The sequence below is a fragment of the Streptomyces sp. NPDC006798 genome (assembly GCF_040635975.1).
Taxonomy (GTDB): domain Bacteria; phylum Actinomycetota; class Actinomycetes; order Streptomycetales; family Streptomycetaceae; genus Streptomyces.
In genome coordinates this window covers 182,103-190,845 of record NZ_JBEYIS010000010.1, presented here as the reverse complement: position 1 = coordinate 190,845, position 8,743 = coordinate 182,103, and the positions used below count along the sequence as shown (strand labels likewise).

Here is an 8,743-nt window from a genome sequence, read left to right as displayed (position 1 = left end):
GTACGAGGGAAACCCTCCGCCTTGCGATTGCACGCACCGGACGCCGCAGGCCCCGCCCTCCGGGCGGACGGCGCTACTTTCCGGACACGCCCTAGTTCACGGCCCGCCCGACGCCACTTCCCCCGACGCCACTTCCCCCGGCGGCGGTCCGCCGTCCCGTCGGCCTCACTCGTGCGAGTGAGAGCGCGTCCGGAGCCTTCGAGGTCAAGGCCGTCGGGCCGGCCCGACCCGCATCACGGACGGGGGCATCACCGGCCATACTCGGCCCGGTTGAGCCATTTCGCTCTCCGGGCTGTCGGGTCGACATAGGAGGGACAGTGCCGACGACGGAACTGGTGGCCGGTCTCCTGGCCACATGTCTTGCGGGCGGATTGACCGAGACGGGACGCCGGGCCGCGCGCGGCGTATGGGACCGGCTGGTGTCCCTGGGATCCGGCGGGCGGCGGGCCGCGACCCCGGACGAGGGTGCCGAGGGTGAGGACGGGATCGCGGGCGCTCCGGTGCCGGGCGGACCCGGGCCCTCGGCGGGCAAATACCACGTCGTGGTGAACTCGGGCGAGGGCATCGCGCTCGGGGACAACATCAGCCAGACGAACCACTTCCGCGGCCGGTGACGGAGAACTGCTCCGGCGAATGCGGTCGCAAGCAGTGCGCGATCACGGGGAACGGCACCCTCGTCGGTGACAACGCCACCCAGTACAACTGCTACTCGCACCGGCCGTCGCGGTCCGCCGCGCAGAGCGCGACGGTCGTCCTGCTGCTGGTCTCGGGCGTACTGCTGATCGGCAGCCGGGAGACGTCCGAGCCCGCCCGGCCCGTGCCGTCCGTCTCGGCGTCGGCGTCGGCGTCGGCGGCCGGGGATCCGTCGCGAGGCCCGGGGGCGGTACGGGCCGCCGCGCCGAGTGCGCCGGGGGCCGTCGGGGTCTCCGTACCGAGGAGCCCGGCGACGGGCGGTTCGCGTACGCCGCCCCCCGAGCCGCCGTCGGCCCGCGCCCCGCGACCGCCCGCCGTACGGGAGCCCGCGCCCGCCCCCGTACCCGCACCGGCGCCGACGCTCCGCAAGCCCGATCCGCCGCCGAAGCGGAACTGCGCGACGCGACAGCAGTACCGCGTGAACAAGAAGGGCCAGATCTGGGACGCGCGGGGACACCACGTCGGCGACGTGGCCGCGGGCACCCTCTTCTTCCGGCGGGAGACCGCGAGCTATCCCGAGCCTGTGCACGACCGGTTCTACGGCACCGTGGACGAGGTCATCTCCGGGTCCGCGACGGGCTATGTCCTGCGGCGGAAGCTCGACTACGTGGGCGAGGTCGAGATCTGCGACTAGAGCTGCGGCGGCGGAAGTCCCGTCCGGATCCGCCACCGTCAACCTGGCCGGACTCCACTTCCCGGGCGTCTTCCCCTGTCCGTCCGGTGACCAGACGAACCTGCCTGAGGGCTGTCCCGTCATCCCCGGCGGGCGCACGACGACGGCTACGGCACTTCACCGCGTTGTCGAACCGCCCGAATACGCCCAGTACGAGGACGGCTCTCCGCCGTGCGACGCACCGCATCCGACGCCGGGCGCCGATCCGCCGCGGATGACGGGACAGCCCTCAGGGCCGAACCTGTTCCGCCGCGGGGATCTCGGGCGCCGTCGCCGTGGCCCGCTGGCCGGCCTGAACCTGCTGGAGTCGTCTGATAGTGGCAGCCAGCACGTCATGGGCGTCAGTGGGATCCGCGCCCGCGTCCTCCACTCTGACTCGGGCCATGACGGTGCCGGACCTGCTATAGCCGTAGACCGTGCCACTCGATCCGCTGTGCGCGAGGAAGGCCGACTCCTCTCCGACTCGACCGGTCTTGAGGGGGGCCGTTCCATCCGTGTTCGGCCACTGGTCGTATGCCGCCTTCGCGTGCGCGACATTGTCGAACTGGCAGACGTCTAGATCAATGCCCCGCGAAACGGTGGATCCCTGATAGTCATAGTCGCCACTACCCGCTCGCTGCCAACCGGCCGGCGGCGGGGTGTCTGACGGAGCACAGTCATCCGGTTCGCCTGGCATGCGCTTGTGCAGACTGCCGGGAAGGTAACCGGGGACCAAGTCCTCAGCGTCGGGAATCGCCTGTGTGAGTTCCCCCCGGCTGAACTGCTTCGTCAGCGGCAGGTCGGTGCCGTCTTTGGGTGGTCTCGCTTCGCCGGTTCCGCTCGCTCGCGGCGCTCCAGCGGCGTCCGGAGGCGCCTGGTCCGCAGAGCAAGCGGATAGCGCCAGGCAAGCCAGAAGCGCCGCAACGAGGGGAAAGTGACTCCTTGTCATGTTGCGAACCTAGATCAGATCCGATCTTCCAGATGGGAATCCCGCCAGAGACCGAGGGGCTCGGCGAAGTCCGTAGAGAACGCCCTAAGCCGCCGACTTCTCCCGTACGGGCCGCACGGGATCCAGCGCCGGGTCCGAAGCCCGCAGGGTGCGGACGGCCAGCAGGGCGCCCGCCGCGCAGATCGCCGCCGCCAGCAGGCAGACCAGGGTGAACGCGCTGGAGAAGGCCGATTCGGCGGCGGCTCTCGACGCGCCGGGGACCAGGTCGAAGCGGGCCGTCTCGGCGGCGGCGCGGAGGCCGTCGGAGGTGCCGAGGCGGGCGGTGAGTACGGAGGCGAAGACCGCGCCGAAGACGGCGACGCCCGCCGCCGTGCCCAGGGGGTACGCCGCGTTGGTCAGTCCGGACGCCATGCCCGCCCGGTCCGGGGGGACCACGGCGACCGCGATGCCCATCAGGGGCGGGAAGACGAGCGCGCCGCCCACGCCGAGCAGTACGAAGCCGGTGACCGTCACCGCGCCCGGCGCGCCCGCGCCCGCCCATGCGAGGGCGAGCAGCCCGCCGCCCATGAGGGCGAAGCCGGTGGCGACCAGGGCCGAGGCGGGGAAGGCGCGCTGGAGGCGGGCGACGAATATTCCGGTGATCAGCAGGCTGCCGGTGAGCGGCAGCAGGTGGAGGCCGGTTTCCAGCGGGGAGTACGAGTGGGTGCCCGCGAGCCAGAGGGTCGTGAGGGCCAGGGTGCCCAGGCCCGTGAGCCGGGCGAGGAAGCCGAGGACGGCGGCGCCCGCGAAGGCGCGGATCCGGAGCAGCGACAGATCGAGGAGTCCGTCGCCGCGCCGCTGGCTGAGGACGAGGGCGACGGCGAGCGGTACGCCGAGGGCGGCGGGGACCAGAACTCCGGCCGAGGTCCAGCCGTGTTCGGGGCCCGCGACCAGGGGATAGTGCAGGGCCAGCAGGGCGCCGGCGGCGAGCAGCGCGCCGAGGGGGTCGATCCGGCGGCGGCCGGCCGGAGCGGGGGAAGCGGCGCCGGGCTCCGGAGCCGTACCGGAGCCGGTCTCACCGTCGGCCCCGGACCCGGCCGTCCCGTCCGCCGCCTTCGACTCCGGCATCCGGGTCAGCGCCCCGGCGATCACCAGTACCCCGATGGGCACATTGACCAGGAAGATCCACCGCCAGCCCGCCGCCTCGACGGCGACGCCGCCGACGACCGGGCCCAGCGCGCCCGCGGCCGAGGCGATCGCGGCGAAGGCGGCGATGGCGGAGCGTCTGCGTTCCTCGTCCCGGTAGGCGGCGGCGAGCAGCGCCAGCGCCGGGGCGAACATCAGTGCCCCGCCGACCCCTTGGGCGGCGCGGGCGGCGACCAGGGACGCGGCGCCGGGGGCCAGCCCGCAGGCGGCGGAGGCGAGGGTGAAGAGGGCCGTACCGGCGGTGAAGACGGCCCGGCGGCCGATCCGGTCGGAGAGCGCGCCCGCCGTGAGCAGCAGGGCGCCGAAGGCGAGGGAGTAGCCGGAGACCGTCCATTGGACCTGGCCGAGGCCGGTGTCGAGGTCGCGGGCGATCTCGGCGAGGGCGACATTGACCACGGTGACGTCGAGGGTCATCACCACACCACCGGCGCTGACGAGCGCGAAGGTCCAGCCGGGGGCGGGGCGGCGGGCCGCCGCTACTGCTGCCGTCACACGTACTCCTCACAGGGGAACACCGGAACACCGGAACGGTCGCGGGAAGGTGCTGGGAATGCGGGGGGAGAACACCGGCCCGGACCGGACGGTCGGGTCGCCGGAACACCCGGCTCCGAAAAGTAAGGGTAGCCTTACTTCCGCCTTCTGACCCGACGTCAAAGCGACTCCCGTGGCCGAAAGTAGCGCTTGCGTCTTAGGTGAGGCTTACCTAAGGCTTGAACTGTTCAATGCTGCTCAGCGCCCCGTACCACCGAAACCCGGAGTCGTTCGATGCCCGAACAGCCCGATCAGCCGGACCAGCTCGACCAGCCGGACCCGGCCGATCCGCTCGACCGTGGGGACCAGGCCGATCCTCGGCGGGCCGATCCGCTCGACCACCCCGTGCCCGCCCTCGCCGACACCGATCCGGCCGACTGGCGCGAGGCCAACCGCCGACTGCTCGCCAAGGCGCTCGGCGAGTGGTGCTTCGAGGACATGCTGAAGGCGGTCCGTACGGACGGCCCGAACGACCCGGGCGACGACGGTACGGCCGCGTACCGCGTCGACCTCGAATCCGGTACGACCTACGCCTTCCGCGCCACCACCGGCGCCTTCGACTGGCTCCGGGTCGACCCGGACTCGATCACCCGCACCGCGACCAGCATGCTCGGCAACTCCATCGCCCAGCCCGCCTGGGACGCCCAGCAGTTCCTGATCGAGGCCGCCACCACCATCGGCAGCGACGCCTCCACGATCGCCACCTACCTCACCGAGCTGTCCGCGACGCTCGCCGTCGACGCGGCCCGGCTCACCCACGGCGGGGAGACCGTCGCCGAACTCCGCGCCCTCGGCCACACCGAGCTGGAGTGCCGGATGACCGGCCACAATCTGCTCGTCGCCAACAAGGGCCGGATCGGCTTCTCCGCCGAGGACGTACGGAAGTACGCCCCCGAGTCCGCCCGGCCGCTCACCCTCCAGTGGGTCGCGGTCCACCGGGGGCTCGCCGAGTTCCGGGGCACCTCCGAACTCTCCGAGCACACCGTCCTCCAGCGGGAGCTGGACTCCGACACCCGGGCCCGGTTCACCGCCGTCCTCACAGCGGCCGGGGTCGACCCCGACGGCTATGTCTGGATGCCGGTCCACCCCTGGCAGTGGGACCACGCCGTGCAGATCCTGCACGCCGCCGATGTCGCGCAGCGCCGGATCATCCCCCTCGGCCAGAGCCCCGACCTCTACCTTCCCGGCCAGTCCATCCGGACCATGGCCAACGCCGGCACGCCCGAGCGGTACGACGTCAAACTGCCGCTCAAGATCCTCAACACGCTGGTGTGGCGCGGTATCCCGCCGCACTGCACCTCCGGCGCGCCGGTCGTCACGCAGTGGCTGCGCGGACTGGTCGACCGGGACCCGTTCCTGACCGAGGAGCGCCGGACCGTCTTCCTCGGCGAGGTCGCGTCCGTCACCGTCCACCACCCCTATCTCTCCGACCTCGACCAGGCGCCGTACCAGCATCTGGAGACCCTGGGCTGTATCTGGCGGGAGTCGGTGTCGGCGCGTAAGGACCCGGACGAGCGGGTCCGTACCTTCGCGTCCCTGCTCCACACCGACACCGCCGGGGACGCCTTCGTCGCCGAACTCGTCCGCGCCTCCGGGCTGAAGCCGGAGAAGTGGCTGCGGAAGCTCTTCGACACCCTCCTCGTCCCGATCACGCATGTGCTCTACCGGTACGGGGTCACCTTCAACCCGCACGGCCAGAACACCCTGATCGGCTACGACGAGAACGACGTCCCGGTCCGGCTCTATCTGAAGGACTTCGTGGACGACGTCTGCGTCTCCTTCACCGACGTCCCCGAGCGCGGCCCGGAGCCCGACGGCCACCACCACGTACTGCCCCGCAAGCACCCCTCGGTGATCCGGCAGCACGTCGTGGACCAGGTCTTCGTCGGCCACTTCCGCTATCTGGCGCCCCTCTGCGCCGAACAGCTCGGGGTCCCGGAGAAGACCTTCTGGCGGCTGGTGCGGCGGACGATCCTCGATTTCCAGAAGGACTTCCGCAAGCGGTTCCCGGAGCTGGAGGGCCGGTTCGCCGAGTACGACCTCTTGTCGGAGCGGATCCCCCGGTACGGGCTCAACCGCGACCGGATCGTCGTCACGCGGTACGGGGACCGGGCCCTGCGGCACGCCCTCTACCCCAACGGCACCCACCCCAACCCGCTCGCCGAGGAGGGCGGCGCATGACCGCCACGACTGTGACCGTCCCCGCCGCGCCCACCGACGTACTGCACGGTCTCGACCCGCGCGGCGCCGCCGAACACGCCCACCTCGAAGCGCTGCTCCGCTGCTGGCTCCGGGAGACCGGGGTGGAACCCGCCGCAGGACCGCTGCGGATCGAACTCCCGGCCGCCGGGCTCGCCCTGGTCACCGAAGTCGTCCACCGCTCCCCGACCGGCTGGCACCGCTTCGGACCGGTCCGGCTCGAAGGACCCGGCGGACCGCTCGGACCGACCGCCGACCCGGTCACGGCCGTCGCGCTGGTCGCCACCGAAGCGGCAGCCGAAGCGTCCGCCGAAGCCGCGAACGCCCGGCCCGGCGGCCGGGGCGCGGTCCCGCCCGGCGAGGTCGCGGACCTGGTGGAACGTACCGCCGAATCCGTACGACGGGTCACCCGGTTCATCGCCGACCGCCGGGCCCACCCCGAACCCCCGCCCGGCACCGACGCCTTCCTCGACTCCGAACAGGCCCTGCTCCTCGGCCATCTCCACCACCCCGCGCCCAAATCCCGCGACGGCCTCTCCGACCACGAGACCACCGCCTACTCGCCGGAGCTGCGCGGCTCCTTCCGGCTGCACTGGTTCGCCGCCGACCCGGCCGTCGTCTCGCACGACGCCGTCGCGGGCGCGCCCTCGCTCCGGGGCCGGGACGCCGTCGGCCTCCTCGCCGACCTCGCCGGACGGCCCGACACCGGCGGCCGGATCCTGGTCCCCGCCCACCCGTGGCAGGCCAGGGACGTACTCCACCGCCCCCGGATCGCCGCCCTCGTCGCCTCCGGCGCCCTCGAACCCCTCGGCGAACTGGGCGACCCCTGGTGGCCCACCTCCAGTGTGCGGACCCTCTACCGGCCCGGTACGGAGGTGATGCTGAAGCTCTCCCTCGGGCTGCGGCTCACCAACTCCCGCCGCGAGTCGACCCGTACGGAACTCCTGCGCGGCCTGGAGATCAACCGGCTGCTCGACGCGGGCCACGCGGACGCCACCTTCGCCGCGCACCCCGGCTTCTCGGTCACCCGCGACCCGGCATGGCTCGCCGTCGACGAACCCGGCCGGGCGGAGGGCCCCGAGATCACCGGGCTCGACGTCGCCGTCCGCGAGGTACCGGACGGGATCGGCGCGTACCGCTGCCTCGTCGGCCTGGTCGCCCCCAGGCCCGGCATCGGCCGCAGCCTCCTCGGCGACACCGTCGCCGCCCTCGGCCCCGGCACGGCCGAGAAATGGACCGCCGACTACACCGACCGGGTCCTGGTCCCGATGCTCCACCTCTACGCCACCACCGGCATCGGCCTCGAAGCGCACCAGCAGAACACCCTCGTACGGCTCGACGGCGACGGCCGCGTCACGGGCTCCGCGTTCCGCGACAACCAGGGCTACTACCTGGCCGAATCCCGGCTCCCCGCCCTGCTGCGGCGGCTCGGTGTGGACGTCTCCACCCTCGCCGTCGTCCCCGACGAACTCGTCGACGACCGGCTCTCCTACTATCTGCTGCGCAACCAGGCCCTCTCGGTCATCGGCGCGCTCGCCGTCGACGGCCTCGCCGACGAACGGGACCTCCTCGCCGTCCTCGCGGCCCGACTCCGGGCGGCGCTCCCCGCCCTCGCCGAAGCCGCGCCCGACGGCGACCGGCTCGCCCGCCGCTGGCTCACCGCCCCCACCCTGCCCTGCAAGGGCAATCTGCTCACCCGGCTGCACGGCATAGACGAGGTACTCGCCCCGCTGGACGCCCAGTCCGTCTATCTCGACGCGCCCAACCCGCTGCTGGAGGCCACCGTATGACGTCGTTACACCAGGAAGCCCCCACCGATACCGCGACGACGGTCCCAGGCCCGCCGCTGCCCCGGCTCGGCGGCCGGTGGACGGCCCGAGTGGCCCGGTCGGAGGGCGCGGACCTCGACCTGGTGCACGGCTGGATGCACTCCCCGCACATCGAGGCGTTCTGGCACCAGGCGTGGCCCGTGGAGCGCTGGGAGGAGGAGATCTCCGGCCATCTGGCGGGCGACGCGATCCTCCCCGTACTGGTGGATCTCGACGGCGACCCTTTCGCCTATATCGAGGTCTACCGCGTCGCCCGCGACCGGCTGGCCGACTACTACCCCTACTGGCCCCGGGACCTCGGCCTCCACATCGCCATCGGCGAGCAGTCCCGCACGGGCCGGGGCCTCGGCCGTGAACTCCTCCGCGCCCTGGTGGACGGCCTGCTGTCGGCGGACCCGTCCTGCCGCCGCGTGGTCGCGGAACCGGATCTCACCAACGAGCCGTCGCTGCGGGCCTTCGCGGCGGCGGGCTTCCACGAGGTCGCCCGGATCGAACTCCCGGAGAAGAAGGCGTCGCTGATGTTCCACCCGAGGGAGGAACGGGACCTCGCCCTCTGACGGCGCACGGACCGGGCCCGGCACGAGCGGGGGAAATTCCCGTACGGGCATCGCCACGTCCTGCTAGCGTCCCGTCCATGAAGCGCGCCGCTATGACGACGACGCCGGAGAGTGTCCCGGCGCGCTGACAGACGATCTGATCCGAAGC

General features: G+C 72.5%; 6 protein-coding genes. 5 read left to right on the top strand and 1 reads right to left on the bottom strand.

The annotated features are described in order from the left end of the window. The first annotated feature begins 317 nt into the window (after positions 1-317). On the top strand, positions 318-614 hold the full coding sequence (locus ABZ714_RS09670) for a hypothetical protein (RefSeq protein WP_358824605.1): 297 nt from the start codon (positions 318-320) through the stop codon (positions 612-614). Next, positions 611-1,327 carry a hypothetical protein gene (locus tag ABZ714_RS09665; protein WP_358824604.1) on the top strand — a complete coding sequence of 239 codons (717 nt, stop codon included), beginning with the start codon at positions 611-613 and terminating at the stop codon, positions 1,325-1,327. Before ABZ714_RS09670 ends, ABZ714_RS09665 begins: the two co-directional genes overlap by 4 nt. A gap of 1,051 nt (positions 1,328-2,378) precedes the next feature. Here ABZ714_RS09665 and ABZ714_RS09660 read toward each other — a convergent pair. Next, positions 2,379-3,971, bottom strand: a complete 1,593-nt coding sequence (locus ABZ714_RS09660) for an MFS transporter (RefSeq protein ID WP_358824603.1) — start codon at positions 3,969-3,971, stop codon at positions 2,379-2,381. A 273-nt stretch (positions 3,972-4,244) separates the two neighbouring features. On the opposite strand from ABZ714_RS09660, the gene ABZ714_RS09655 reads away from it, so the two are divergent. The 3 genes from ABZ714_RS09655 to ABZ714_RS09645 are packed head-to-tail and all read left to right on the top strand — an operon-like array spanning position 4,245 to position 8,595. Then, complete coding sequence (locus ABZ714_RS09655; protein WP_358824602.1) at positions 4,245-6,191, top strand: IucA/IucC family siderophore biosynthesis protein; 1,947 nt, start codon at positions 4,245-4,247, stop codon at positions 6,189-6,191. Further along, a complete protein-coding gene (locus ABZ714_RS09650; RefSeq protein ID WP_358824601.1) occupies positions 6,188-7,999 on the top strand; it encodes an IucA/IucC family protein in 1,812 nt (603 codons plus the stop codon). The genes ABZ714_RS09655 and ABZ714_RS09650 overlap by 4 nt, the downstream gene beginning before the upstream one ends. Beyond that, complete coding sequence (locus ABZ714_RS09645) at positions 7,996-8,595, top strand: GNAT family N-acetyltransferase (protein ID WP_358824600.1); 600 nt, start codon at positions 7,996-7,998, stop codon at positions 8,593-8,595. The genes ABZ714_RS09650 and ABZ714_RS09645 overlap by 4 nt, the downstream gene beginning before the upstream one ends. Positions 8,596-8,743 lie beyond the last annotated feature (148 nt).